This window comes from Vibrio sp. R10-SG3-ISO3 (assembly GCF_059834225.1).
The window spans coordinates 72,446-98,958 of record NZ_JCBDHE010000059.1 but is presented as its reverse complement, the minus strand read 5'-3'; the positions used below and the strand labels follow the sequence as shown (position 1 = coordinate 98,958).

General features: G+C 49.7%; 22 protein-coding genes. 19 read left to right on the top strand and 3 right to left on the bottom strand.

Going from position 1 to position 26,513, the window contains the following annotated elements; all coding sequences use genetic code 11:
* Window positions 1-29: 29 nt before the first annotated feature.
* The 3 genes from uvrA to AC6R1A_RS17880 all read right to left on the bottom strand — a co-directional run bounded on the left by uvrA (window position 30) and on the right by AC6R1A_RS17880 (window position 4,752).
* Window positions 30-2,852, bottom strand: a complete 2,823-nt coding sequence (gene uvrA / locus AC6R1A_RS17890; RefSeq protein WP_500633846.1) for an excinuclease ABC subunit UvrA — start codon at window positions 2,850-2,852, stop codon at window positions 30-32.
* A gap of 193 nt (window positions 2,853-3,045) precedes the next feature.
* Complete coding sequence (gene galU / locus AC6R1A_RS17885; RefSeq protein ID WP_500625660.1) at window positions 3,046-3,918, bottom strand: UTP--glucose-1-phosphate uridylyltransferase GalU; 873 nt, start codon at window positions 3,916-3,918, stop codon at window positions 3,046-3,048.
* 192 nt (window positions 3,919-4,110) lie between these two features.
* Window positions 4,111-4,752 (bottom strand): LuxR C-terminal-related transcriptional regulator, encoded by a 642-nt coding sequence (locus AC6R1A_RS17880; RefSeq protein WP_500628795.1) that lies wholly within the window; start codon window positions 4,750-4,752, stop codon window positions 4,111-4,113.
* A gap of 320 nt (window positions 4,753-5,072) precedes the next feature.
* Between AC6R1A_RS17880 and AC6R1A_RS17875 the strand changes: the two genes are divergently transcribed.
* The 19 genes from AC6R1A_RS17875 (at window position 5,073) to AC6R1A_RS17785 (ending at window position 26,505) form a co-directional block, all read left to right on the top strand.
* Complete coding sequence (locus AC6R1A_RS17875) at window positions 5,073-5,609, top strand: single-stranded DNA-binding protein (RefSeq protein ID WP_487901795.1); 537 nt, start codon at window positions 5,073-5,075, stop codon at window positions 5,607-5,609.
* A 144-nt stretch (window positions 5,610-5,753) separates the two neighbouring features.
* Window positions 5,754-7,766, top strand: coding sequence for an RNase E specificity factor CsrD (gene csrD / locus AC6R1A_RS17870; RefSeq protein WP_500633847.1), 2,013 nt, complete (start codon window positions 5,754-5,756; stop codon window positions 7,764-7,766).
* The gene (locus AC6R1A_RS17865) at window positions 7,767-9,203 is read left to right on the top strand and encodes an MSHA biogenesis protein MshI (protein WP_500633848.1); all 1,437 of its coding nucleotides are present in this window, start codon (window positions 7,767-7,769) and stop codon (window positions 9,201-9,203) included. It begins immediately after the preceding gene.
* On the top strand, window positions 9,203-9,850 hold the full coding sequence (locus AC6R1A_RS17860) for a type II secretion system protein GspM (RefSeq protein ID WP_334555028.1): 648 nt from the start codon (window positions 9,203-9,205) through the stop codon (window positions 9,848-9,850). The genes AC6R1A_RS17865 and AC6R1A_RS17860 overlap by 1 nt, the downstream gene beginning before the upstream one ends.
* Window positions 9,843-10,178 carry an MSHA biogenesis protein MshK gene (locus AC6R1A_RS17855; RefSeq protein ID WP_500633849.1) on the top strand — a complete coding sequence of 112 codons (336 nt, stop codon included), beginning with the start codon at window positions 9,843-9,845 and terminating at the stop codon, window positions 10,176-10,178. The genes AC6R1A_RS17860 and AC6R1A_RS17855 overlap by 8 nt, the downstream gene beginning before the upstream one ends.
* A gap of 15 nt (window positions 10,179-10,193) precedes the next feature.
* Window positions 10,194-11,825 carry a pilus (MSHA type) biogenesis protein MshL gene (mshL, locus tag AC6R1A_RS17850; protein ID WP_487901787.1) on the top strand — a complete coding sequence of 544 codons (1,632 nt, stop codon included), beginning with the start codon at window positions 10,194-10,196 and terminating at the stop codon, window positions 11,823-11,825.
* A gap of 3 nt (window positions 11,826-11,828) precedes the next feature.
* The gene (locus tag AC6R1A_RS17845; RefSeq protein WP_500633850.1) at window positions 11,829-12,668 is read left to right on the top strand and encodes an ExeA family protein; all 840 of its coding nucleotides are present in this window, start codon (window positions 11,829-11,831) and stop codon (window positions 12,666-12,668) included.
* A 3-nt stretch (window positions 12,669-12,671) separates the two neighbouring features.
* A complete protein-coding gene (locus AC6R1A_RS17840) occupies window positions 12,672-13,826 on the top strand; it encodes a tetratricopeptide repeat protein (RefSeq protein WP_500633851.1) in 1,155 nt (384 codons plus the stop codon).
* Window positions 13,816-15,540 carry an MSHA fimbrial ATPase MshE gene (gene mshE / locus AC6R1A_RS17835; RefSeq protein WP_500633852.1) on the top strand — a complete coding sequence of 575 codons (1,725 nt, stop codon included), beginning with the start codon at window positions 13,816-13,818 and terminating at the stop codon, window positions 15,538-15,540. Before AC6R1A_RS17840 ends, mshE begins: the two co-directional genes overlap by 11 nt.
* 8 nt (window positions 15,541-15,548) lie before the next feature.
* Window positions 15,549-16,769: a type II secretion system F family protein gene (locus AC6R1A_RS17830; RefSeq protein ID WP_500633853.1), complete on the top strand. Its 1,221-nt coding sequence runs from the start codon at window positions 15,549-15,551 to the stop codon at window positions 16,767-16,769.
* 4 nt (window positions 16,770-16,773) lie between these two features.
* Window positions 16,774-17,229, top strand: a complete 456-nt coding sequence (locus AC6R1A_RS17825) for an MSHA biogenesis protein MshF (protein WP_500633854.1) — start codon at window positions 16,774-16,776, stop codon at window positions 17,227-17,229.
* A 79-nt stretch (window positions 17,230-17,308) separates the two neighbouring features.
* The gene (locus tag AC6R1A_RS17820; protein WP_500633855.1) at window positions 17,309-17,884 is read left to right on the top strand and encodes a prepilin-type N-terminal cleavage/methylation domain-containing protein; all 576 of its coding nucleotides are present in this window, start codon (window positions 17,309-17,311) and stop codon (window positions 17,882-17,884) included.
* Window positions 17,885-17,917: 33 nt separating this feature from the next.
* Window positions 17,918-18,388, top strand: coding sequence for a type II secretion system protein (locus tag AC6R1A_RS17815; RefSeq protein ID WP_500633856.1), 471 nt, complete (start codon window positions 17,918-17,920; stop codon window positions 18,386-18,388).
* A 126-nt stretch (window positions 18,389-18,514) separates the two neighbouring features.
* Complete coding sequence (locus AC6R1A_RS17810) at window positions 18,515-18,997, top strand: prepilin-type N-terminal cleavage/methylation domain-containing protein (protein WP_500633857.1); 483 nt, start codon at window positions 18,515-18,517, stop codon at window positions 18,995-18,997.
* A complete protein-coding gene (locus tag AC6R1A_RS17805) occupies window positions 18,984-19,538 on the top strand; it encodes a type IV pilus modification PilV family protein (RefSeq protein ID WP_500633858.1) in 555 nt (184 codons plus the stop codon). Before AC6R1A_RS17810 ends, AC6R1A_RS17805 begins: the two co-directional genes overlap by 14 nt.
* Window positions 19,538-20,320, top strand: coding sequence for a PilW family protein (locus AC6R1A_RS17800; RefSeq protein WP_500633859.1), 783 nt, complete (start codon window positions 19,538-19,540; stop codon window positions 20,318-20,320). Before AC6R1A_RS17805 ends, AC6R1A_RS17800 begins: the two co-directional genes overlap by 1 nt.
* On the top strand, window positions 20,292-20,720 hold the full coding sequence (locus tag AC6R1A_RS17795) for an MSHA biogenesis protein MshP (protein ID WP_500633860.1): 429 nt from the start codon (window positions 20,292-20,294) through the stop codon (window positions 20,718-20,720). Before AC6R1A_RS17800 ends, AC6R1A_RS17795 begins: the two co-directional genes overlap by 29 nt.
* Window positions 20,710-25,311, top strand: a complete 4,602-nt coding sequence (locus AC6R1A_RS17790) for a DUF6701 domain-containing protein (RefSeq protein ID WP_500633861.1) — start codon at window positions 20,710-20,712, stop codon at window positions 25,309-25,311. The genes AC6R1A_RS17795 and AC6R1A_RS17790 overlap by 11 nt, the downstream gene beginning before the upstream one ends.
* 150 nt (window positions 25,312-25,461) lie before the next feature.
* Window positions 25,462-26,505, top strand: coding sequence for a rod shape-determining protein (locus AC6R1A_RS17785; protein ID WP_500627092.1), 1,044 nt, complete (start codon window positions 25,462-25,464; stop codon window positions 26,503-26,505).
* The last annotated feature ends 8 nt before the right edge of the window (window positions 26,506-26,513 follow it).

Sequence of the window (26,513 nt, the reverse complement as noted above, 5' to 3'; positions counted from 1 at the left end):
ATTTTTTTATTCACTTTTACTACTATTGCTTACTTTAACATAGGCTTAAGGAAGCGCGCTGTGTGTGAGCCTTCGACTAAGGCCACATCTTCCGGTGTTCCGCTTGCAATAATTTCACCGCCGCCTTGCCCCCCTTCTGGCCCCAAATCGACGATCCAGTCTGCAGTTTTAATCACATCGAGGTTGTGCTCAATCACCACAACGGTATTGCCGTGATCACGCAGGCGGTGCAACACGGCCAACAGCTGCTCGATATCGTGGAAGTGCAAACCTGTGGTCGGCTCATCGAGAATGTAAAGTGTTTTGCCGGTATCGCGCTTAGAGAGCTCACGCGCCAATTTAACGCGCTGCGCTTCCCCCCCGGAGAGGGTCGTGGCCGCTTGACCTAGGCGAATGTAAGACAAGCCCACATCCATCAAGGTTTGCAACTTGCGAGCAATCACAGGAACTGGATCGAAGAAGGTTCGTGCGTCTTCGACCGTCATCTCTAACACTTCGTCAATGGTTTTGCCTTTGTAGCGCACTTCTAAGGTTTCGCGGTTGTAGCGTTTGCCTTTACAGACGTCACAAGGGACATACACATCTGGCAAGAAGTGCATTTCCACCTTGATCACACCATCACCTTGGCAAGCTTCACAACGCCCGCCGCGCACGTTGAAACTGAACCGGCCCGGTTTGTAACCACGAGAGCGTGACTCCTGTGTGCCAGCAAACAGCTCACGAATGGGTGTAAAAATACCGGTGTAGGTCGCTGGATTTGAGCGCGGAGTGCGACCAATCGGGCTTTGATCGATGTCGATCACCTTGTCAAAATGTTGTAGCCCTTTGATGGTTTTATACGGCGCGGGTGTGGCGGTCGTCGCACCATTGAGCTCGGTGTGGGCAATTTTAAAGAACGTATCGTTGATTAAGGTCGATTTGCCTGAGCCAGACACCCCGGTGATGCAACTAAACAGCCCAACAGGGATCTCCAGCGTGACATCTTTGAGGTTGTTGCCCGTCGCGCCAATGAGCTGCACGACTTTTTTCGGATCCTTAGGCGTGCGCTCCGTTGGAACTCGGATCTGCTTTTGACCGCTGAGGTATTGGCCCGTGAGAGAGTTCGGATTGGCAATGATCTCTTCCATGGTGCCTTCTGCCACTACATTGCCGCCATGAACGCCCGCGCCCGGACCGATATCAATCACGTGATCCGCCATACGGATGGCGTCTTCATCGTGCTCCACGACGAGCACGGTGTTGCCAAGATCGCGCAGGTGAGTCAACGTCTTGAGCAGGCGCTCGTTATCACGCTGATGAAGACCAATCGAAGGCTCATCCAGTACATACATCACGCCAACTAAACCGGCACCAATTTGACTGGCAAGGCGGATCCGTTGCGCTTCACCACCGGAGAGTGTCTCGGCGCTGCGGGATAGGTTGAGGTAGTTGAGACCGACATTGACCAAAAACTGCAAGCGGTCGTTGATCTCTTTCATCACTTTCTCGGCAATTTGTGCGCGCTGACCTTCCAGAGTCAATTCATGGAAGAAGGTCTGTGCATCGGCAATACTGAGTTCGACAATTTCCGGCAGCGTCGTATCGCCAATGAACACATTGCGCGCTTCAAGGCGCAGTCGGCTACCGTCACAGCTGCTACAGGTTTTGGTTGAAATGTACTTGGCCAAATCTTCGCGTACCGAGTTAGATTCAGTATCGCGATAGCGGCGTTCCAAGGTATTGAGAATACCTTCAAACGGATGACGTTTAACGCGAATATCCCCGCGATCATTGATGTAGTTAAACTCCACTTCCGTTCTGCCAGAGCCGGTGAGAATCACATCGCGAATTTTCTTTGGCAGAGACTTAAAGGGTGCGTTCAGGTCAAACTGATAATGGTTGGCGAGCGACGTCAGCATTTGGAAATAGTAGTAGTTTTTCTGATCCCAACCGCGGATAGCACCCTCTGCCAAACTGAGTGACTCATCCAAAATCACGCGTGCAGGGTCAAAGTATTGCTGAACGCCAAGGCCATCACAGGTATGACAGGCGCCGGCTGGGTTGTTGAACGAGAACAAGCGCGGTTCAAGCTCTTGCATGCTGTAGCCACAATGCGGACAAGCAAAGTTAGCAGAGAACACGATCTCCTCGTCATTGCCCTCCATCGGCGCGACCACTGCAATCCCGCCCGACAGCTCTAGGGTGGTTTCAAACGATTCGGCTAAGCGCTGCTGCAAGTCGGCTCTCACTTTAAAGCGATCGACCACAACCTCGATGGTGTGTTTCTTGTGCAGTTCTAGCGTTGGGGGATCGGATAAATCGCAGGTTTCCCCATCAATACGGGCGCGGATAAACCCCTGCGCTGCCAAGGTTTCCAGCGTTTTGACGTGCTCGCCCTTACGCTCTTTGACAATCGGCGCCAGCAGCATCAGTTTTGTCCCTTCTGGCATCGCCAACACTTTATCGACCATCTGTGAGATGGTTTGCGCGGCGAGTGGAACATGATGGTCAGGGCAGCGCGGCTCACCCACACGTGCGTAGAGCAGACGCAAGTAATCGTAGACCTCAGTGATGGTGCCGACGGTTGAACGAGGGTTGTGTGAGGTGGATTTCTGCTCGATGGAAATGGCAGGAGAGAGACCTTCAATGTGGTCGACGTCGGGCTTTTCCATCAAGGACAAAAATTGACGTGCGTACGCCGAGAGTGATTCTACGTAGCGTCGTTGCCCTTCGGCATAAAGCGTATCGAACGCCAGAGAGGATTTACCTGAACCGGATAGGCCAGTGATGACAATCAGCTTATCGCGTGGGATGGTGAGGTTGATATTTTTTAAGTTATGGGTGCGCGCACCGCGGACTTCTATCTGATCCATTGTTATCACTCAGGGCAAAAAATAGTGGCACAAGTATTACATAGTGTGAGCAATGTGCAAATAAAATACTGGATGGAAGAACAGTGTTTGGAGGTGCTAGTTCCTAGTTCCTAGTTCCTAGTTTTGAGTTTATGGTAGGGAGGGAAAAAAAAGGGCGAGTAGGGGAGGCCTACTCGCACTGAATCTAGAGAGATTAGCTCTCTTTGGTTGTGGCTTGTTTACCTAACTCAGAGGTTTTGGTGTCTTTTAGGTAGAGGTTTTCGAAGCAGTAGTTGGTCGCCTCGATGTAACCTTCGACGCTACCACAGTCAAAGCGTTTGCCTTTGAATTTGTAGGCCAGTACGCAGCCTGCTTTGGCTTGTTTGAGCAGCGCATCGGTGATTTGGATTTCGCCACCTTTGCCTGGCTCAGTATTTTCGATCAACTCAAAGATGTCTGGAGTGAGAATATAGCGGCCGATGATGGCAAGGTTGCTTGGCGCTGTGCCTTTTTCTGGTTTCTCTACCATGTCGTCAACGCGGAAGATGTCGTCTTTGATCATTTCACCAGAGATAACACCGTATTTGTGGGTTTCATCTTCTGGCACTTCCTGTACAGCAACAATTGAGCAGCGGAACTGCTTAAATAGCGCGACCATTTGTGCCAGTACGCCTTCTTGCTCATTAACACACAAGTCATCCGCGAGAACAACGGCAAATGGCTCATCGCCAACCAGCTCACGCCCGGTGAGGATCGCGTGGCCAAGGCCTTTCATTTCACGCTGGCGAATGTAGGTGAAGTTAGCACTGTCGATGATGTCACGAATATCGACCAGCAACTCTTCTTTGTTGGTGCCGCTGATTTGGTGCTCAAGCTCATAGTTCTTATCAAAGTGATCCATGATGGAGTGCTTGCCACGGCCTGTCACGATGCACATGCCGTTCATGCCCGCTTGAATCGCCTCTTCGACACCGTATTCGATCAGTGGTTTGTTCACCACTGGCATCATCTCTTTTGGCATGGATTTGGTGGCAGGAAGAAAACGCGTCCCATAGCCCGCTGCGGGGAAGAGGCACTTTTTAATCATGAGTAATACCCTTTTTTTAATTTTTTAACCCTGTGAGCGCCGTAAGAACTGACGTGAACGACGTAATCACACTTTGCGATGTGATTGATGGCCGATACCTTACCATGACTGTGGGAAATGGCGAATAAAAGCGTTCCTTGTCGGTCCAGAAATGTGCGGGTGTTAGCTCGTCTGTGGAGGGTGACCGCGGCATCAGAGATTGGCTTTGGCCCACTCCATCGCTTGGACTCGATTTCGCACCTTGATTTTTTTGTACACTTGATAGAGGTGCGATTTTACCGTGAATTCGCTGATGAACAGGTCCTCGGCGATCTGTGCATTGGACGCACCACTCTTAAGGCAGCGCAGAATTTCTAGCTCGCGCATGGTGATGTCGAGCACCACTGTCGCCGTTTGGCTGCTCATCACCGTGCGATAGTGATAGAGCAATTGTGCAGTGACTTTGCGAGGTAACCAATTTTCACCATTAATGATTGCCGCGCAGCCTTTGGCAATGACCTCTGGGGAGTCGTCGCAGTAAAACAGACCCTTGAGATGTCCAAACGTCAATAATTCATCGGTGGAAAGGCGCTGATACAAGTTAATCAAAATCACTTCAAAGTGTTTGTTCAAAAGCGGTAGCGCTTCGATTTGCGCTTGTTGTTGATGTACAAATTGGTAGTCAAATATCAAAATCCGATGGCGTTCTTGTTGCAGGGCCAACATTAGCTCTGATGGCTCCATACGATGGATGGTCATTCGTAGCGCCCGTTGGATATCATCGATATGCGGGTGTGGGTCATTTTTGTTATTGCAAATAAAATGCAGTGTGCGAGCGTAAGACGATTTGGGCATGGCAGACCTATGAATCGGTGAATCGAGTCGTTAGCGTGGTACAAAACCGCATCAAGTGCGATTTGAGACCGTCGCTTTGCGTCTCGCTTCAAGCGCAAAAGTAATCGATGGATAGCTCAGCAGCAATCTGACGTGAGTTTGCTCGAAAGAATATCGGCGTGGGATTGGCGCGGGCTCGCAGTGTGTCCATCTTGATAAGGAATTCTTGATGACGGATTCTCGTGAAGAGAATCTTGGGATAGAAATTTATCAGCGCGTCAAAGCGTGTTATTCTAATGTGCTATTTAGGTATCAACACTCAAATTTGGACGGAGCGAATCATGGCGACCCGCGGAGTAAACAAAGTAATTTTAGTCGGTAACCTGGGCGGTGACCCGGAAGTACGTTACATGCCTAGCGGTGGCGCAGTGGCAAACATCACAATTGCAACGTCTGAAAGCTGGCGTGATAAAGCAACTGGTGAGCAGCGCGAGAAAACGGAATGGCACCGTGTGGCACTGTTTGGCAAGTTGGCCGAAGTCGCGGGTGAGTACCTGCGTAAAGGCTCTCAAGTCTATATTGAAGGTCAACTGCAAACACGCAAATGGCAAGATCAAAGTGGTCAAGACCGTTACACGACGGAAGTGGTTGTACAAGGCTACAATGGCGTGATGCAGATGCTAGGTGGCCGTGCTCAAGGCGGTGCGCCTAGTCAAGGTATGGGCCAGCCACAGCAGCAAGGTTGGGGTCAGCCGCAACAACCGGCACAGCAAGCGAGCCAGCCTTCTCAGCAATACGCTCAGCCGCAGCAAGCGCAACAGCCAAAACCTCAGTACAATGAGCCACCGATGGATTTTGATGACGATATCCCGTTCTAAGTCATTAGTTTTAGAAAAAAGCCGCGAATGTCGCGGCTTTTTTGTATAGTGACTAAAATCAAGCTATTACTTGCTGTCATTGATGGTCATCGAGCCTTGTTGGTCGGTATCGATGCTCACTGTTAGGAAAGGAACTCCGAACGCATGAGGTACACCCCTACCTTAAAATTGAGCACTCGCTTAGTCGCTTTTGTCACCATGATAGTGATCATTGCGATGTTCATCCTATTTCTCGGTGGGACACTCTCGTTTCGTAGTCTAGGTCAGCAGTATCTTGATCAATCCTTGCAGGGAATCGTTGAGGTTGTGGACAAGGAGATGGAAGACCCTGACGCTGCCTACTCTCTCCAACGCTGGATGCCTAAAATGCTCCAAGCGTCGAACATCGTCGAAATGGAGCTATCCTCCTCGTACGGCGTGATCTACCGTTTTAAAGACACGTCGTCCAAAGTCGAACCCGCACTCTTGTATCAGCGATCGTATCCGCTCGAGCGAAATGTCGGGTATCAGATCGATTTTAAAGCGGTGCCTCCTTATATTGGCTATGGCTACTCGCTGCAAGCCATGTGGTCAATCACCATGGCGATTGGTTTGGTTATTTTCTGTTTGATGCAAGGGGTGAAATGGCTGAAAGAGCAACTTTCGGGCAGCGAGCGGCTTGAAGAGCGCGGGCGGATGATTTTGGCGGGGCGAGTGGAAGAGTATGCGAAAGGTGACCCAACAGAGTGGCCTTACACCGCCAGTCAGGCGCTCGATACCTTAATTGAAGAGTTGCAAGATGCGCGTCAAGAGCGCAGTCGATTTGATGCCTTTATTCGTACTCAGACGTTTCTTGATCAGCTGACCGGAACGGCAAATCGTGTCCTCTTTGATAGTAAATTGGAGTCAGCATTATCTGAAAGTGGCTCAAGAGGTGGCATTTTGCTGCTCAGAGTGGATGATTGGGCGCTGATTCGAGAAGAGTACGGTGAAAAGCTTGCGAATGACTTTCTTATCGAGGTCGGAGAGGGGCTGAACAATGTGATTCAACGCTATCCTGATCTGATTTTGTCGCGCTACTACCAGTCAGACTTCGCGATTTTTGCCCCGCATTTGTCGAATAAAGAAGTGGCGAACTTGGCGAGTGCCGCGCTCAAACAGTTAGCGAAATTAACCCCGCCCAACCCGCTTGATAAAGACAACTGGGTTCATATTGGCGTGAGTATGTATCACGAGGGAGAAAGTCAGGGCAGAATCATCGACGAGGCGGAAACCGCGCTGAAAAGTGCTCAGCTGCAAGGCAATAATACTTGGAGCCGATTCAACAAACATACCTCTCCAGAAGAAGACCGAGGTAGCGTTCGTTGGCGAACCTTACTCGATATGGCATTGGCACCCGATAAGCTGATGGTGTTTGCGCAGCCTTGTTATTTGCTGACGGAACAACAAGAGACCCAGCTCGATCATTTTGAACTGTTTGCACGCATTAACGATCCCGAAAAAGGGGTACTTAAAGCGTCGCGTTTTATTTCTGCCGTAGAGTCAGTGGGTTATGGCGCCACTTTAGACAAATCCATGTTGACCTTGGTGATAAAGAGAATAAAATCTCAGCATTCTTCAGTATGTTATTCTCTTAACCTCGATGTGACGTCGTTCGCGGAGCGAGAGTACTTCAAGTGGTTTCGAGATGAGTTGTTACAATTGACCATTGCTCAGCGAGGCCAGTTGATGTTTGAGTTTTCTGAAGCTCGCCTGGTTAAGCATTTAGATTATATGCGTCCGGTGATCAAAGTGATGTCAGGCTTAGGGTGTCGCGTGACGGTCGGTCAAGCTGGGCGCTCTATTGTGAGTACGCATTACTTAAAAGATCTCTCTATCACCTATTTAAAACTGCATCGCGGTTTGGTTAAACAGATCGAGCAACGGCATGAAAATCAGCTATATATCCGTAGTATGCTTGGTGCGTGTGCGGATAAGCAAACGCAAGTCATCGCCGTTGGGGTAGATAACAAATTAGAATTTAGAACCTTACTTTCTCTTGGCGTCGAGGGTGTACAGGGGCGGTATTTTGAGGAAGAGCGTCAGCTTATTCCGGAAAGATCGGCGACTCAGTCCATCTCAGCTCCACCCAAAGTGCAAGTAGGTCGTAGAAATCGTTGGCGGAAAACAAGCAGCTAAATGGACATTAAATCACTGATTGGTCACTTCAAACCAAAATCAAAAAGCGCGCCCAGTTTGTCGGTGGTGGTGCAGCCTAGTGCGCTGCATTTGTCGCTGCCCGAGCATGCGGAGCAAGTCGTTGAGCTCGCTTGTGATAGCCAAAACTGGCAAGAGATACTTCTTAACGCGCTCAAGCAACATAAGGTGTCTCAGGGCGCGGTTAATGTCGTGCTTCACTCTGGCTTGTACCAAACTTACCAGATAGAAAAACCGAAAGTGCCTGAAGAGGAGCTCAGCGCCGCCCTACCGTTTTTGATTAAAGATCTGATTTCTGAAAAAGTGACCGATGTGTTGGTGGACTCCACACCGATGCCAACCAGCAGCAAGCTGCAAGTGTATGTCACGCAGAAAAAAATGGTGCTCGGACTCTATCAATCACTCAAATCGCTAGGACTAACGCTCAATGCTGTGGCCGTGGAAGATGAGCTGTGGGCGCACAGCGCAGGAGAACTGACGCAATTTCTCTTGCTGCAACGTGCCAAGCAAGGACAATTTAAGATCAGTGCATTCGTTGATGGGCACAGCGTGTTTCAGCGCACCATTCGCGGCGTTGCGCCGCCTTTGACTGGTGTGGCCAGCAGTTTATTGCAGCTAGATAGCATCGCACTGGAATTACAACGTTCGGTCGATTACCTCTCTTCACAGATGCGCTCGCTCTCTTTGCATCAGATGAAAGTGTGTTGTGATGAAGAGGATCAGCAAGAGATCGCCGATGCGCTCTCTGAGCGCCTGAGCGTTAAAGTTGCGCCACTGAATGATGAGTCGGTGGAGTCGGCCCATGTGCTGCTGCGTGCTGCGCAGCAAACGGTCACGATGGTCAACCTCTTCCCTGACAGCCTCAAACCGAAGAAACAGCGCTTTACCTTAACCAATGTCGCCATCGTGTGGGCGGCGTTACTGGTGGTTTGTGTGTTGCTCTACGGTTATGAGACCATGCAGCAAGGCCAACGCGGTAAAGAGTTGGCGCAGTGGAAACAACAAGAGAGCAGTTTGGACGCCGAAGCGAAGGCGCTGACAGAAAAGCTCGCCAAGCACAAACCTGATGCTGCCAAAGTGGCAGCGGTAGAGCGGCTGAAGCAAGAAATTGCTGCCACGCGAGACTCACTCCATGCGGTCCGTCAATTTGATCAGTCTGCGCAAGTGGGCTACTCCGGGGTGATGCGTTCGCTATCCGAATTAGCCAGAGACGATATCTCGCTCGACTCGATCGCTATCTCATCCTCATCACTCGATCTTAAGGGCTTGGCAAGAGAAGCTGCAGCGATTCCAAGCTGGGTGAGCGAATTTAAATCCGAACTCAATTTGGTCGGGCGTTCGTTTGAGCAGTTGAGTATCGGCCGTAATGAGCAAGACATCATTACGTTTGAGCTGAAAACAAAAGGAGAATCCAAATAGTGGCTAAGGTATGGATTCAATGGAACGATAAGTTTGCCAAGCTCAGCGCGAGAGAAAAGTGGCTGATCACTTTGTGTGGCGTGGTGTTGATCGTCATGGTGATGTTTGTCTTGTTGATAGAGCCTACGATCAAGGCCAACGAGCAACTGAATCGTCAAGTGATGACCAGTAAAGCCAACGCGCAGCGCCTCGAAGGGGAAGTGCTGCTCATGACGGCGAAGCTCAAACAGGATCCTAACCAAGCGATCAACCAAGAGTTTGAGCGTTTGTCTATCGAAAGTCAGGCGCTGTCAGAGGAGTTAGCGAAAACCATTGAGGGATTGCTAACCCCAAACCAAATGGCGCAAATGCTTGAAAGCGTGTTAGCCAGCAGCAAAGGTCTACGATTGGTCTCTTTGCAGTCGCTCAAAGCGGAGCCGATTATGCGTAAAGGCAATCAAGGTGAGTCTGGCTACTATCTTCACCCTGTACAAATTGAGCTCACTGGCGACTTTTTCTCTATCGTCACCTATCTCGAGACATTGGAGTCCATGCCAAGCAAGTACTATTGGCGACGCTTTCACTATTCGGTCGAAAGTTACCCAACCGCGCGCTTGGTGATGGAAGTTTACACCCTAGGGACAAGGCAGGAGTTTATTGGTGGTTAAGCAGCTTGTATTGGTCGCCATCGCGGCATTTGTTGGCATCGCGTTGCCCTCACAGGCATCCGATGATCCTACCGCGCCCCTTGGCTGGGTGAAACCGGCAGAGGTGGCGGTGGCCACCAAACCGAAACGCCCACCGTTGCCCAAAGTGCAAAGTATTGTCTGCCATGAAATGAGCCCATGTCAGGCGGTATTAAGCGGGAAAGTGGCGCAGCGTGGAGATACCGTGAACGGGTATCGAGTCAGCCGTATCGAGCCAGAACACGTGGTGCTCGCTCGCGGTAATCAGCAATGGACACTGTCGATGTTCACACTAGATATTAAGCAATAAGGTCATTGGAAGGATATGCGTAAACTTGCCATAGCAATAACAATAACATCTCTGGTGGGCTGCTCGATGGGCCATCGCGATCCGGTTGAAGTCAAAGCGGCCTTGAATGAATCCATCAATGAATCAAACAGTCGCGCCTTGACCGATTTGCCTCCGGAAGTGAGTGCAGACTTGATGCCTGAACTGAGTGACAGCGGAGCCAATCGCGCCAAAACCTTAAAGCGTTTTCGCGTTAAAGCGGACGGTGTTGATGCGAAAGCGTTTTTCACCAGTTTGGTGGTAGGGACAGAATTTAGTGCCGCCATCCATCCAAGCGTTGCAGGTAATATCACCCTTAATTTAACCGATGTGACCATGGATGAAGTGCTGGCGGTGGTGCGCGACCTCTACGGCTATGAGATCAGCAAATCGGGCAATGTGATTCAGGTTTATCCTGCGGGGCTTCGAACCGTGACCATTCCTGTCGATTACTTGCAGTTTACGCGTTCAGGGCGCTCGTTAACCTCGATCACGACGGGAACTATCACCAATACAGACACCAACTCATCAAGCAGCTCCTCCAGTTCGAGCTCCTCGTCGACTCGTTCGGCAAGTTCAACTAAAGGCGGAACGGAAATTGAAACCACCAGTGAAAGCGATTTCTGGCCACAGCTGCAAACCGCCGTCTCACAGCTGATCGGTAATGATCGCGGCCAAAGTGTGGTTGTCACGCCGCAAGCCAGTGTGATTACCGTGCGCGCGTATCCTGACGAAATTCGAGAAGTGCGTAATTTCATCGGCGTCTCACAACAGCGTATGCACCGCCAAGTGATCTTGGAAGCCAAGATTTTGGAAGTCACCTTAAGTGATGGCTACCAGCAAGGGATCAATTGGTCGAAGGCGTTCTCATCCAACGGCACCGATTTTAGTTTAGGTCAAGGGAGTATTAGTGGGGATGGAAGTGTCTCAACTTTACCTGGACTTGATGCCATTGGAACCTTGTTGGGGGGACAGACTAATTTGGTGATTTCTAGCGGGAGTTTTGATGCTGTGATCAGCTTTATGGCTACACAGGGAGATTTGAATGTCTTATCTAGCCCACGAGTAACGGCATCAAATAACCAGAAAGCGGTCATTAAAGTAGGTACTGATAGTTACTTCGTCACCGATTTTTCGACAGATACCGATTCGAGTAGCTCTACAACAACTACTTCAACGGATGTTGAGTTAACGCCTTTCTTCTCAGGTATTTCATTGGATGTTACGCCACAAATTGACGATCAAGGCAATGTATTACTCCATGTCCACCCTGCTGTGATTGATGTCAGTGAGGAGACTAAAGAGATAACCTACGGCAGCAATAGCCTCACATTACCTCTTGCCACTAGTTCCATTCGAGAGTCGGATTCGGTGATTCGCGCCCAAGATGGTGACGTAGTGGTTATTGGCGGATTGATGAAATCCAATACTCTAGATCAAACCTCGAAAGTCCCATTTTTAGGTGATATTCCAGCGCTCGGGCACCTATTTAGAAACACCAGCCAAATTACCCAGAAAACCGAGCTAGTGATTTTGCTTAAACCGACGGTGGTCGGGGTTAATACTTGGCAGAAAGAGCTTGAGCGCTCGCGTGATCTCTTGCTTGAGTGGTTCCCTGACGATAACTAGGTCATGTATTTAGAGCACTTTGGTTTTTCTCAGCAGCCGTTTCATCTCACGCCTAATACCGAGATGTTTTTAGGCTTAGCGCCGCACTATGAGGCGATTCAAACCGTGAATGCCGCGCTCAGCATGGGCGAGGGCGTGATCAAAGTGACGGGAGAAGTAGGCACAGGGAAAACCATGGTGTGTCGGATGATGACGCGTCACTTTCTCGATCAAGTGCAATTGGTATTTCTGCCCAACCCCGCATTGAGCGGCGATAAGCTGCGCTTTGCGATAGCCAAAGAGCTGGGCGTGTCATCGCAAAATGAGCTGAGTGTGGTCGATGATATCCACAACAAGCTGATTGAGCTGGCCCAGCAAGAGAAAAAAGTGGTGGTGTTGGTCGATGAAGCGCAAGCGCTCAGCGATGACGCACTGGAAGTGTTGCGACTGTTTGGCAATTTGGAAACCGAGCAAAGCAAACTTCTGCAAATCGTGTTGGTGGGTCAGCCAGAGTTGGATGAGCGCCTCTCGCAGCATCATTTGCGTCAGTTTCGTCAGCGCATCACCTTTAATGCTAAGTTGAGAGCGCTCAATTTAGACGAAACGGTCGCGTACATCGACAACCGCTTAACGCGCGCGTCAGCATCGGTGAGTCTGATGTCTCTGGCGCATAAAAAGGCCGTATGGCGCGCTAGCCAAGGTTATCCGAGATTGATCAACCAAGTGTGCCACAAAGCGTTGGTGTCGGCCTTTAGCAAAGGGGCGCATCAGTTAACGAATCAAGACTTGTTTGACGCTATTCATGATACGTTCGATACCGTTAAACCCAAATTTAAACACCCACTGTTGTGGGGGTGGAGTTAAACCATGAGTGCCATCAACAATGCTCTCACCCAATTGACGGATAAACAATCCGGCGCCAACGAGACGATCCAACGTGCCGTCGTTGCGCCCGTTAAACAAGTGCGTGTCCTACCTTGGGTGGTGGGGAGCTTTTTCTTAAGTCTGGCAGTCGGTGGTTTTGCGCTCTCTCAGCAAGAGACAGCCATCAGCCAAATGACCAAAAAGCAGAACGCCCCCTTGTCTGACGCGACTCTAGTACCTTCACCAACAGCGAAACTCACCTCAAGTGCTCAAGCCGTCTACGTTGCGCCTGAGAAAAAATCGGCACCATCGACTCAGTATGCCTCTTCACCATCTAGAGCGCCTTCCCCGACAGTGGTCGACAAGCCCGCGGTGGAGAAACCGATGCTCGTTGCCAAGGTGGCAACGCCGGTAAGCGTCACCGAGGTACAAGAAGAGAGTGTTTCCAATACGTCGCATACTCATTCGGTTGGTGGCACTGCCTCGAATAGCACTGTTTCGAATAGTACTGTCTCGAAGGGAAATGAATCGAGCGGCAGCATGGTGGTGGAGCACGTTGAACTGACGCCTGCACAATTGGCTGAGAAAGCGCAGGCGCGTGGGCAAAAAGCGCTTGAGAGTAACAATTTAAAAGAGGCCCTTGAGCATTATCATCAAGCGCTGAACTACACCCCGGAAGATATCGAGATCCGCAAACGTCTCGCGGCGCTCTACTATGGCAAAGGGGAAGTGCGTAAATCGGTCGATATTCTGCAAAAGGGCATCAGCCTAGACAAAGAGAGCAATGAGCTGCGCATCGCGCTGGCGACATTGCTTATTAAAGAGCAGCAAAACACGGCGGCGTTGACCGCATTGGCGTATCTGCCACGCCAAGCCTCGGTGGAGTATCTCTCTTTGCGCGCCGCGCTGGCACAAAAGCAGCAGCAAAACGCCCTCGCTAAAGAGAGCTATCAAGCGCTCACCGAGCGTGAACCTGACAGCGGTCGCTGGTGGCTCGGTTTGGCGATTGCCAAAGAGCGCGCGTTTGAATTAGACGGCGCGCAACAAGCGTATCAGCAAGCCCTATCGAATCTCGGCTTATCCAGTCAATCTCAACAGTTTGCCCGCGATCGCCTCGCGATTATTGCTCAACTACAGGAGCCCGCCCGTGAAAATTAAACTCAGAAAACGTCTTGGTGACTTGTTGGTTGAAGAGGGGATCATTACCGAGCAGCAAGTTGAGCAAGCGCTGGCGGCGCAAAAATCGACCGGCAGAAAGCTCGGTGCTGCGCTGATTGAACTGGGCTTTTTGACCGAGCAGCAGATGCTCTCGTTCTTATCGCAGCAGCTTAATGTGCCGCTGATTGATTTGGCGCGCGCGAACGTTGATATCGATGCGGTGCAAGTATTGCCTGAGGTGCACGCAAGGCGTCTGCGCGCCTTAGTGATTGGTCAAGAGGGCGACACCCTGCGCGTGGCCATGAGCGACCCGGCAGACTTGTTTGCCCAAGAAGCGCTGCTTGGGCAGCTGTCGCAATACAACATCGAATTTGTCATTGCCCCCGAGAAGCAGTTGGTGGACGGATTTGACCGTTACTATCGCCGCACCAAAGAGATCGCCTCCTTTGCGGAGCAGCTTCAAGCTGAACACCAAGTCACAGACGCGTTCGATTACACCATTGAAGATGATGACAGCGAAGAGGTGACTGTCGTTAAACTGATCAACTCGCTGTTTGAAGATGCGATCCAAATCGGCGCTTCCGATATTCACATTGAGCCTGATGCGAATGTACTGCGCTTACGTCAGCGTATTGATGGTGTGCTGCATGAAACGCTACTCAATGAAGTCAATATCGCTTCCGCTCTGGTACTGCGCTTAAAGCTAATGGCCAATCTTGATATTTCAGAGAAACGCTTGCCACAAGATGGCCGCTTTAATATTCGCGCCAAGGGGCAATCGGTCGATATTCGTATGTCGACCATGCCGGTTCAGCATGGTGAATCGGTGGTGATGCGTTTGCTTAACCAATCCTCCGGTATTCAAAAGCTTGAAGCGTCAGGCATGCCAGACGATCTCTTGGTTCGCTTGCGCCGCCAGCTTAAACGTCCACATGGCATGATTTTGGTGACCGGCCCAACCGGTTCCGGTAAAACCACCACCTTGTACGGCGCACTTAGCGAGCTCAATAGCCCAGCGAAAAAGATCATCACCGCCGAAGACCCGGTGGAATATCGCTTGCCACGGGTTAACCAAGTTCAAGTTAACCCGAAGATAGATTTAGACTTCTCAACGGTGTTGCGTACCTTCCTTCGTCAAGACCCAGACATCATTTTGATTGGTGAGATGCGTGACCAAGAGACGGTGGAAATTGGCCTGCGAGCTGCATTGACGGGTCACTTGGTACTCAGCACGTTGCACACCAATGATGCCATTGATAGTGCGCTGCGCATGATGGATATGGGGGCGCCGGGCTACTTGGTTGCCAGCTCAGTGCGAGCCGTGGTCGCGCAGCGTCTAGTGCGTAAGGTGTGCCCAGACTGCAAAACAGAAGAGACGCCCGATGAGAGTCGCAAGTTATGGCTGGCTCAGCGTTTTCCGAATCAAGCGGAGGCGACGTTTGTGCGTGGTCGTGGTTGTCAAAACTGCAACCTGACTGGTTATCGTGGTCGTATCGGTGTGTTTGAAATGCTCGAACTTGAACTTGATATGATGGACAAACTGCGCGCCAATGACGCCGTTGGCTTTGCTCAAGTGGCAAGGCAATCAAAAACCTACAAGCCGCTGCTTGCCTCCGCGATGGAACTGGCGCTGCAAGGTGTGGTGAGTTTGGATGAAGTGATGGGGCTTGGCGAAGGCGACTCCTCTGGCTTTAACCAAGCGATTTATCTCTAAGGTGAGCTATGCCGAGTTATCGTTACCAAGGGCGTAATCTAGAAGGGGCATCGGTGTCGGGGGTGCTAGAGGCGCCGACACAAGACGCCGCCGCAGAGCAGTTGATGAACAAAGGCATCATCCCCACCGAGCTATCGTTAGGGGGCGGCAGTAGTGGCTTTAACATCGATTTGAAAGCGCTGTTCACTCCCAGTGTACCGCTGGAAGTGTTGGTGATTTTTTGTCGTCAGTTGTACAGCCTGACCAAAGCAGGGGTGCCGTTACTGCGCTCAATGAAAGGCTTGACGCAAAACAGTGCTCACAAGCAGCTTACCGAAGCGCTAGAAGAGGTGACTCAGGAGTTGACCAACGGTCGCAGTTTGTCTGCGTCGATGAAAATGCACCCTAAGGTGTTTAGCCCGCTGTTTGTCTCCATGATTGGGGTCGGTGAGAACACAGGTCGCCTCGACCAAGCGCTGCTGCAACTGGCGAACTACTACGAGCAAGAAGTGGAAACCCGCAAACGCATCAAAACCGCGATGCGTTATCCGACCTTTGTGATTGTGTTTATCACCGTGGCGATGTTTGTTCTCAACGTCAAAGTGATCCCACAGTTCTCCAGTATGTTTGCCCGTTTTGGCGTCGACTTGCCGCTGCCAACCAAAATCTTGATCTCCACCTCCAGTTTTTTTGTCAACTACTGGACTTGGATGGTCGCTGCGATTGTCGCGGCGCTGTTTGCCTTTCGCTCTTGGGTAGGGACGGATAATGGACGAGAAAAATGGGATAAATTTCGCCTGAGGATGCCGGTGGTTGGAGAGCTTATCAATCGCGCTCTGCTGTCGCGTTTTTCACGAACTTTTGCTCTGATGCTCAAGGCGGGCGTGCCGCTTAACCAATCATTAGCGTTATCCGCCGAGGCGCTGGATAACCGCTATTTAGAAAATCGTTTGATGGAGATGAAAGCGGCAATTGAAGCAGGCAGTACCGTCTCCTCCACTGCCGTTAATAGTGGCATTTTTACCCCATTGGTGATTCAAATGCTGTCGGTGGGGGAAGAGACGGGGCGCATTGATGCCTTGTTGATGGAGGTCTCTGATTTTTATGACCGAGAAGTGGACTACGATTTAAAAACCTTAACCGCACGTATAGAGCCGTTCTTGCTGGTGGTGGTGGCGGGCATGGTCTTGATATTGGCACTCGGGATCTTCTTGCCGATGTGGGGCATGTTGGACGCAATCAAAGGATAGCGTCATGGTGATCGAGCGGGCACGGTTGGTGATATGGCTACTGTTGGTGATCATCTTGATCATGACGTACAGTATGGTGTGGCAAGATGTTGAACATCAAGCGGACGACGCCGCCTTTGCCGTGGCCTCCAAGCGGATTGTGGAGCGAGCCAGTTACTATAGACAGCAATGGTTGCTCGCCAAGCAGCCAACGTCGCTCACGATTGAGCAGCGTAAAGTGCATTTTTCCGCTAAGGGGTGGGTACTGCCCCTTAACGAGCAAGGGGATGTGGATTGCGCGTACTGGTATCGCGCACTCTACCCTGAAGAGAGAGTATTACGGCAAACTCCGCAGCATATTTCAGATGAATCTGATTTGCGGGGTTATATTTGCCATTATGATTACTCGTCCGATCAAGCGATCGTGATGAGCTTAAAAAACGGTAAGTTTTTGACTAAGGTCGTTTTTCTGGCGCGATAGGTCGGTATAATCGCCATCTTTCGTAGCGTATCTATGTTTTATCCGTATAATACGGCGTACTAATTACTGGGTTGCATATATGTCTAACAAACAGTTTGGTTTTTCTTTGGTGGAGCTCGTTGTGGTGATCGTTGTGGTCGGCCTACTGGCTGTCGCCGCGCTACCACGTTTTCTCGACGTGACGGATGAAGCGAAAAAAGCCAGTATTGAAGGTGTCGCTGGTGGATTTGCCACGGGCGTATTATCTGCCCGCGCGCAGTGGGAAGCGGAGGCTAGACCGTCAGTGAGCATCAACTCCGAAACCTACAATACGGTCAACTACGATGGTGTGGAGTTTTGGCTAACACGCTCAAAAACCAGCAATGGTACGGATACCGGTTTTCGTGATGGTTACCCGCAAGCATTAAACAGCAACAACGTCGACTACCCAACCAGTTTGACCGACCAAGCCTGCATCGACTTGATGGACAACCTATTGCAAAATCCCCCACGAGTTGGCACTGTAGCGGATGCAAGCAGTGACTCGAATATAAAGTATTCTGCGCAAGCCGATAGCTCGGCCTCCACTTGCACCTATGTTCAGCAAGAAGGCAGTAGCGAGCACGAGTTTGTGTATGAGATTGAAACTGGTCGTGTGACCGTAACTTTGCAGTAACCCTGCGGATATTCACTATAGAGAGATCTAACTATGAAAAGACAAGGCGGTTTCACCCTAATCGAACTAGTGGTGGTAATTGTTATTCTAGGTATTCTTGCGGTTACCGCAGCACCGCGATTTTTGAATTTGCAAGGAGATGCTCGTGCATCTTCTTTGCAAGGTCTCAAAGGCGCGATGGCTGGTGCTTCTGGTATTGTATACGGTCGCGCGGCAATTAATGGGCAGGAGACTATAGAGACTGTAACAGCGGCTTCAAGTGCAGATGGAATAGCCCTAACTTTTGGTTACCCTGCAGCTTCAGCAGATGGAATAGGTAATGCCGTTGAAGGATTAGAAGATACCGATGGAGACTGGATTCAAGTATCAGGTGCTGGTTCTACTGCTGACCCGGCCGTACACTATAGTTTCTCTGGTAGTGCAAGTGATACTGGTTGTTTTGTCACATACTCAACTAACGCATCAGCTTCCGCCCCAACGATCACGGTTAGTAAAGACTGTTAATCAGAAAAGGCCAGCATCGCTGGCCTTTTTCTTACGTCCTTTTCATCCCAATCTTTCCTTAAAAATCAACAGCTATTCCTTGCTTTACGTTATACTCAACGTAACACTCTTCGACTCAACATCTTTATGAAACGTCATCGTTATACGGGATTCACTTTTATTGAATTGGTTGTCGTGATTATCTTGATCGCGATCGTTTCAGTGTATGCATCGAGTCGTTACTTTGGCAAAAACAGCGTGGATGTGCAGTTAGTGCAAAGTGAGTTATTGGCGTCATTGCGTTTAACTCAACTTCGAGCCATGCACCGGAATGGTTATTGTAACCGTTGGCGGGTGGATGGCTCGGAAGCAGGGGATGCGTCGCTACCCAACACAGAAGAGTTATGCAGTACAGCCTTGATAAAAGACAGCAGTTATGTCAATGCTGGAGAAAAGGGCATCACCTTGGCACTGTCAACGAATACCGGCACCTCATTTATTGATTTCGATAGCTTAGGTAAACCTCAGCAGTGCGCCAACACGAGTTGTATGTTGACGATGCAGTCTTCATCGGGCGTTTCTCGCACAATCTGCATCAATTCCCAAGGCGGTATTTATGCGTGTAACTAAAGCGCTCGGTTTTACGCTGGTGGAAATGGTCATCGTGATAGTGGTCACAGCCATCGCGATTACCGGCGTAACGACTGCGCTATTTTCTCGGGGCAAACAGAGCACAGATCAGATAGCGGCGGTCAAAGCTGCGGAGTTAGGTCGAGCCGTACTCGATGAGATTCTTGGGCGGCAGTTTGATGAAAACTCAGGTCCTAACGGTGGACTGCCAGAGTGTACGATTACTGCATCTGGAGGTGTATTGTGCACAGAACCCAATGAACTGGGTGATGACGGTGAAACATTGAAGTCAGAGTACAACGATGTGGATGATTTCAAAGGCTATAATGGCCCGGTTGAAGATGTGCTGGATATTGAACTGGATGAGAGTTATCGAGGCTATCGTGTATCGATAGACGTCATGTATGAGCAAGACAGTGCGGGTGTGATGTCAGTGATAGAGAGCCAAGATACCATTACGCACTATAAGCGTGTGATGATCATCATTTTTGATCGCCAGAATAACCGCTATCCCTTTGCTGCAACGCGAGGCAACTACTGATGAGACGTTGGCAAGGTTTCACACTGATCGAAATGGTTATCTCAATCATTCTGTTGTCTATTGTGGGATTGTTTCTTGGTGAAGTTATCCGACAATCATTGGTTTTGTATTCTGATACTTCAACTCGAGAAGCGTTAGTTCAACAAGGTCGCTTTGTCACCGAACGGTTGCGGCGCGAAATTCGTGAGTCGGTACCCAACAGTGTCATCGTCGAGGGCAGTTGCATTGAAATTTTGCCTATTATTAATAGTGGGCTTTATATGGAACTTGCTTCCCCCAGTGCGGCTTCATCCTCGATTCGTGTGTTACCGCTTGAAAAAACGATCCAAGCGGGTGAACGTTTGGTTGTTTACCCAACGAATGCAGCAGAACTGCGAGATGATATTTCGGGGGTCAACCAGATTGCCGAGGTTGCATCAGATGTGGATTTTAGTGCACCTAATGATATTCAAATGGTAAATGTCAGCTTGACTCAAGCGACCGGTTTCACGACCTCTAGCCCTGCCAAACGTGTCTATTTTTATCGTCAACCAGTGGCTTTTTGCCAACGTAATAGTGAGCTATATCGATATGAAGGCTATCCAATCGACCGAGCAGCGTTAACGCCAGCTTTGCTCGATGCTTATGGCGTAAAGGTCGCAGAAAATGTGTCCAGCGTAGCATTCGCGATTGAGAGCCCAAAGTTACAGAGAAATGGCTTAGTGAAAATGGAGTTGACCTTTTCAGCCAACGGAGAAGAAGTCAGGTTTGATCATGATGCGCTTATCTACAACACGCCGTAGACAACAAGGTAGCGGTCTTATTTTGGTGGTGTTCATCATTGTGGTAGTGGTGAGCTTTGTGGCTGTGGTTGCGAACCAAAATCAACAGAGAAACAGTGACCAATTAGTGGCTGCTGTGATTGGCACGCGTGCTGAGATGGCTGCGCGCTCAGCGGCGGATATTGAAATCAGTCGCTTTTATCAAAGTACAACGGATGGGAGTTGTCATGCCAATACGGTTCAAACCCTATCGTTTATCGGTGAAGGGTTGGCGCAATGCGATGCTAAGGTCAGTTGCCAGTACGTTGGTCAATTGGATAATGCTGTTCAAGTGTACCAACTCGAAGCTAAGGGGCAATGCCAAGTGGGTGATTGGATGATGCAACGGGTAATAAAAGTGGGAGTGCGTAGTGATAGCTAGACTGGCAATCTTATTGGCTCTGCTACTTTCAGCGCCGTTGTATGCGCAAGAATATGTTTTGTCGCTAGACGCAGATGAGCGTTTGCTTCCTCCTTGTTCTAAGAGCTGGACATATAGCACTGGCGCGCAAGGTATTGTCTATATATGCCGCGATGGCACTGTAACACTAAATAGTGGCGACAGCGTCATCGCCAGTTCGAAAGCCGTATTGAAAGCAGATGGAGGTTTTAGTTTTTCTGGCAGTAATACGATTGGTAGCGAAACGCACGGTATCAGCTTGCAATCGAGTTATGGCTCTTTTCAGTGGCAAGGAGCCAACAATCGACTTTTTGGCGGTTTTACGGCAGAAAACACCACAGTGTCTCTATCGGGAGTGGAGATGAATGGCGGCGTAGACACCGGTGGCAACGTTGTTATTACTAATAGTGCATTGGGTGGTGGGGTGCGCTCCGTGAATAGTACGGTAACCATTACTAACAGTCAGGTTGCGGGCGATGTGTACGCCAACGGCAATATTACGGTGCAGCCAAACTCGCGAATAGAGGGAGACATCACCACGCCTAATAATCGTGTATCCATTTCAGGTGCGGAGGTGACTGGTAATATTAGCGCCAATGGCAATATCACTATTAACGATTCCAGTGTTGTTGGTGATATATCAACGCCTAACAACAGTGTGACGATCAACAGCTCAGAAGTGTTTGGTAATGTCAGTGCCAATGGCAATATCACTATTAACGATTCCAGTGTTGTTGGTGATATATCAACGCCTAACAACAGTGTGACGATCAACAGCTCAGAAGTGTTTGGTAATGTCAGTGCTAACGGCAATGTGACGGTGGACAATTCATTTGTTGATGGTGACCTCACCAGTACCAACAATCGGGTGATACTCAACAACGGCTCTGACATTGTGGGGAATGTTACCGCGGGTCAACCAAACTGGGGGACGGTTGAAGTAAACGGAGGAAGTACGGTTGACGGCACCTGCTTGTACCAAACGATACCCGCCAATGCGTGTGGGGTGTTGCCGCTTCCTGAACCCATTGCTTGGTATCACCTTGAGGAAAGTAGTTGGAGTGGAAGTGTTGGTGAAGTGAAAGACGTATCAGGAAATAATCTTCATGGCCGAGCGCTTAATGGCGCGCTGACCGCCACCTCGACACCAGCGCTGCCAGCTATCGATCAGATGGGGACCTGTGGTTACGGCTACTTTAACCACGACAACAATCAATACATCGAGGTACCCGACAACAACCTACTCGATTTTTCCACTGAATTTACGGCTTCGGCTTGGGTTTACCCGACAAGGCAACCCAACGGTAACGGATTGCACAGTATATTCTCAAAAGACACCAACTTCGAAGTCCACCTAAATGGCACGCGCAAAGTGTTTTGGTGGTGGCAAGAGTCTAATGGGAGTACAAGAACGTTAACCAGTTCGAATGCCTTACCGTTGAATACATGGTCATTCATTACGTTGCGGTACAACTCTCAGAACTCACAAGCGACGATTTTTATTAACGGAGAAGTTGCGGCAAGTTCATCGTCTAATCAAACTCGCTCTTTGAGAACAAACGCCAATCCGTTCCAAATTGGACAAGATCAAAATTATGCAGGGCGAGCGTTTGACGGTGCGATAGATGAGGTTCAACTGTTTGATAGCGCGCTCACAAATCAACAAGTCACTCAGCTTTATAGACAGAGGCATTTGTGTGACGACACGGTTGTATTGCAATGTTTTACCGATGATTTCAGCTCGGGACAATTGTCTGACCTTTGGGTCACATCCACCAGTAAAGGGACATTTCAACCTCAAGTGATCAGTAATCGACTTCGCTTTACTGAAGCGGTTCGAAATCAAGCGACTTCTTCGACATACCAGCGTCTCTTCCCAGCCCAAGATAACTTGGTCGAAATTGAATTTGATCACTTTGCCTACGGCGGTTCGGGCGCGGATGGTATTGCGGTGGTGCTGTCTGACTCAGGGGTAACTCCAAAGGCAGGAGCGTTCGGCGGTCCGCTTGGTTATGGTTATAAACCCAATGAGCCCGGCTTTGCTGGTGGTTGGCTTGGTTTGGGTATTGATGAGTATGGGAATTTCTCGAACGAAGGCGGCCGCAATGGCCCAGGTCGTCGCCGACAGTCTGTAGCACTGCGTGGTTCTGGTAGTGGAGAAAGTGGTTATCGTTACCTTGCGGGTGCGTGTAACAACGGCCAGACTAACACTAATGGAGAGTGTTTGAATCCTAAGGTGGATGGCAATAACTCTGGGTCTACCCATCGTTATAAGATTGTGGTGGACTCTCGACAGCAAAATGAGTCACAGGTAGAAATCTCGCGCAAGATAGGGGCAGGTAGTTGGCAAACGATTGTTGGCCCAATTAATGTTCTGGACGCGCAATACAATCAGTCTTCAGTCCCAGAAGATTTCTTGCTATCGATTACTGGCTCGACGGGTGGATCGACGAATGTGCATGAGATTGACAATTTCCAAGTCTGCGCATTGAAATCGAGCCCGATCGAAGAGCAGATCGATCACTTTAGAATCACGCATACCGGCGAAGAGTTAACGTGTAACGCAGAATCCGTCACCATCCAAGCGTGTCTAGATAGCGATTGTAGCTCGTTGTATACCGGCCAGGTGACGGCGACACTAACGCCTAATAGTGTCTCTGGCGGTGGGGGATGGGTAGGTGGCAATGTCGTGACCTTTTCAGGCGGTTCTGCCACTTTTGATATTCGTAAAAATCAGCCGGGTACCTTGACGTTAGGTGTATCGGGATCAACGCCGACCGCAAAGCCCTTTTCGACTAACTTATGTAATAAAGGAAATGGCTGGAGTGAAAACAACTGTGACCTTACCTTCGTCGACAGTGGCTTTTTAGTCGAAGTGCCAGATAAGATTGCGAATGCACCTGTGGTGGCACTCATTCAAGCGGTTGAGAAAAGTAATAGTGCCCAACAGTGTGTGCCGAGTTTCGAAAATGAAACCAAAACGGTTGATTTCTGGAGTGATTACTTTGCGCTAATTGAGGGAGAGATAGTCGGGGAGCCCGTTGTCACACTGACAGATACCTTTAACTCGATTGGCATCAATGAAAGTAGAGCTACGTCAATTGACATTACGTTTGACGGCCAAGGTAAGGCGGAAATTCCTTTAAACTACCCAGACGCTGGCATGGTAGCGTTGAATGCTCGTTACGCCGGTGTCGACGATGAAGCTGGCCTTGTGATGACAGGCAGTGATAGTTTTGTGAGTTTCCCCAAGTATTTGCAGGTCGAGGCTATCAATGACAGCGGTGACAATGGTCAGTGTGTTGCTGCTGATGTGAGCTGCGCCCTGTTTGCCAAAGCTGGACAAAGTTTTGAGCTTAATGTTACTGCTTTTGGTGAAGGGGATGTGGTCACACCCAACTATCAACACAGCAATATGGTCATCAGCCACCAAGTTATTGCGCCAAGTGACGGCGTGCCCGGCAACCTTGGGGAGTCCAGCTACGATCATCAACCGATAGAGAGTGGCGTTAATACTGTAAAGCAAAGTGTTGATGAAGTTGGCGTGTTTCAATTCACGGTTACACCCCCTGAGGTTTTCAATGGCAGCAACGCCTACCCAATTCCCTCCGCGACTTCGGAGAATGTCGGGCGCTTTTACCCCGCCTATTTTTCTATTGCAGCGACCACACCAGAGCTTCAGGCCGGCTGTAATGTCTTTACCTATCTGGGTCAGCCGTTTTCTTACAGCACAGCTCCAGGGCTGTGGATGTCCCCGAAGTCAGTAGGTGGCGGCAAAATATTCAATTATTTAGATCCTAAGTGGTTCCTCTATAACAACTATTGGGACAATCGCTCTTATGTATCGAGTGCGGGTTTAGACATCGAAAGTAAGGGTATAGCGAGAGTCGAGCAACTGGATGAAGACCGTTTCTTTGTTGAGTTGGTTGATGAAGGACTGGAATATGAAAAACCATCGGGGCCTATAGAGCCATTTCAGGCGACGTTTGATTTAGAGTTGAGTATTTCTGATTTTTATGACGGTGATAATGTTTGCTACAAAACCAGTGATGAAGGCGAATGCCAAACCTATGTCTTTGAGGATATTGATAGTGAGATGTGGTTACGTTGGGGTAAGTTGGTCATCCACGATACCTACGGCTCTGAATTGAGGTCATTACAGCAGAAGTTAGAGCTGCAGTATTTTGAAAACAATCAATTTACAAGAAACACGGATGATTCGTGTACCTCGTTTGTTTCGGTAAACCGTTTTGACTTTTCATCGAGCGATTATACGGTGGTAACGAGCGAGCCTACGGCCGCTGGCCAAGTGGGGGTTGAGTTTGAATCAACGTCGGGGTCAGGTTCGCCTTCAGTCGAGGACGGTCTAACTTGGCTCTCCTTCAGTAAACCTTTTGCCAATGATGTGGGCAAAATAACCACCTCTTTCAACATGGATACGCAAGGCTTACCTTGGTTACAAATCGACGACGATTTAGACGGCAGCTTTTCAACCACAACCTCTGGCATTGTCCAGTTTGGCTTGTACCGAGGCAATGACCGGGTTATCTGGTGGAGCGAGAAGAATGAGTGAGCCTGATATTTTTCGACTTTCGTTAGGAATCTGTTAGAAATTGCGGGTTTCTACCCATGTTTAGACGTCAATGCCTTGCTGTAGTGGCAAGGCATTGGTACATTTAGTGCAATTTTCTATCTTATAATTCTTTCAGGACGAGCGAAGAATATGTTCAAAAAACTTCGTGGCATATTTTCAAATGACCTATCTATCGATTTAGGTACTGCCAACACTCTTATTTACGTTAAAGGACAGGGCATTGTTCTTGACGAGCCTTCCGTTGTGGCGATTCGCCAAGATCGTAACCGTGCAGGTAAAAGCGTGGCTGCGGTTGGCCATGCAGCAAAACAAATGTTAGGTCGTACTCCGGGAAACATCTCAGCGATTCGTCCTATGAAAGATGGCGTGATTGCCGATTTCTACGTGACCGAAAAAATGCTGCAACACTTTATTAAACAAGTCCACGACAACAGCGTGCTTAGGCCAAGCCCACGTGTACTAGTGTGTGTACCTTGTGGTTCAACCCAAGTTGAGCGTCGTGCGATTCGTGAGTCAGCACTGGGTGCGGGCGCGCGTGAAGTGTACTTGATTGACGAGCCAATGGCAGCGGCAATCGGTGCTGGCCTGCGTGTCTCTGAGCCGACCGGCTCTATGGTGGTCGATATCGGTGGCGGTACGACAGAAGTCGCGGTGATCTCGCTGAACGGTGTGGTGTATTCATCGTCAGTGCGTATCGGTGGTGACCGTTTTGATGAAGCGATCATCAACTACGTCCGTCGTAATTACGGCAGCTTGATTGGTGAAGCGACGGCGGAAAAGATCAAACACGAGATCGGCTCGGCGTACCCGGGCGATGAAGTGGTTGAAATTGAAGTCCGTGGTCGTAACCTTGCTGAAGGTGTGCCGCGCAGCTTTACCCTAAACTCCAACGAAATTCTTGAAGCGCTGCAAGAGCCGCTGACGGGCATCGTATCGGCGGTGATGGTTGCCCTTGAGCAGTGTCCACCAGAGCTTGCGTCCGACATCTCTGAAAACGGCATGGTATTGACTGGCGGTGGCGCACTGCTGAAAGATCTCGATCGCCTGCTTACCGAAGAAACCGGTATCCCAGTGGTGATCGCAGAAGATCCATTGACTTGTGTTGCACGCGGTGGTGGTAAGGCGTTGGAAATGATCGACATGCACGGTGGCGATCTATTTAGTGAAGAATAATGGCGAGG

Coding starts and splice junctions, on each gene's coding strand:
- AC6R1A_RS17830 (WP_500633853.1), top strand. CDS start 15,549: ATGCCGAGTTATCGTTACCAAGGGCGTAATCTAGAAGGGGCATCGGTG.
- AC6R1A_RS17825 (WP_500633854.1), top strand. CDS start 16,774: ATGGTGATCGAGCGGGCACGGTTGGTGATATGGCTACTGTTGGTGATC.
- AC6R1A_RS17840 (WP_500633851.1), top strand. CDS start 12,672: ATGAGTGCCATCAACAATGCTCTCACCCAATTGACGGATAAACAATCC.
- AC6R1A_RS17810 (WP_500633857.1), top strand. CDS start 18,515: ATGAAACGTCATCGTTATACGGGATTCACTTTTATTGAATTGGTTGTC.
- AC6R1A_RS17845 (WP_500633850.1), top strand. CDS start 11,829: ATGTATTTAGAGCACTTTGGTTTTTCTCAGCAGCCGTTTCATCTCACG.
- AC6R1A_RS17785 (WP_500627092.1), top strand. CDS start 25,462: ATGTTCAAAAAACTTCGTGGCATATTTTCAAATGACCTATCTATCGAT.
- AC6R1A_RS17805 (WP_500633858.1), top strand. CDS start 18,984: ATGCGTGTAACTAAAGCGCTCGGTTTTACGCTGGTGGAAATGGTCATC.
- AC6R1A_RS17880 (WP_500628795.1), bottom strand. CDS start 4,752: ATGCCCAAATCGTCTTACGCTCGCACACTGCATTTTATTTGCAATAAC.
- AC6R1A_RS17865 (WP_500633848.1), top strand. CDS start 7,767: ATGGACATTAAATCACTGATTGGTCACTTCAAACCAAAATCAAAAAGC.
- mshL (WP_487901787.1), top strand. CDS start 10,194: ATGCGTAAACTTGCCATAGCAATAACAATAACATCTCTGGTGGGCTGC.
- galU (WP_500625660.1), bottom strand. CDS start 3,918: ATGATTAAAAAGTGCCTCTTCCCCGCAGCGGGCTATGGGACGCGTTTT.
- AC6R1A_RS17800 (WP_500633859.1), top strand. CDS start 19,538: ATGAGACGTTGGCAAGGTTTCACACTGATCGAAATGGTTATCTCAATC.
- csrD (WP_500633847.1), top strand. CDS start 5,754: ATGAGGTACACCCCTACCTTAAAATTGAGCACTCGCTTAGTCGCTTTT.
- AC6R1A_RS17815 (WP_500633856.1), top strand. CDS start 17,918: ATGAAAAGACAAGGCGGTTTCACCCTAATCGAACTAGTGGTGGTAATT.
- AC6R1A_RS17820 (WP_500633855.1), top strand. CDS start 17,309: ATGTCTAACAAACAGTTTGGTTTTTCTTTGGTGGAGCTCGTTGTGGTG.
- uvrA (WP_500633846.1), bottom strand. CDS start 2,852: ATGGATCAGATAGAAGTCCGCGGTGCGCGCACCCATAACTTAAAAAAT.
- AC6R1A_RS17795 (WP_500633860.1), top strand. CDS start 20,292: ATGATGCGCTTATCTACAACACGCCGTAGACAACAAGGTAGCGGTCTT.
- AC6R1A_RS17875 (WP_487901795.1), top strand. CDS start 5,073: ATGGCGACCCGCGGAGTAAACAAAGTAATTTTAGTCGGTAACCTGGGC.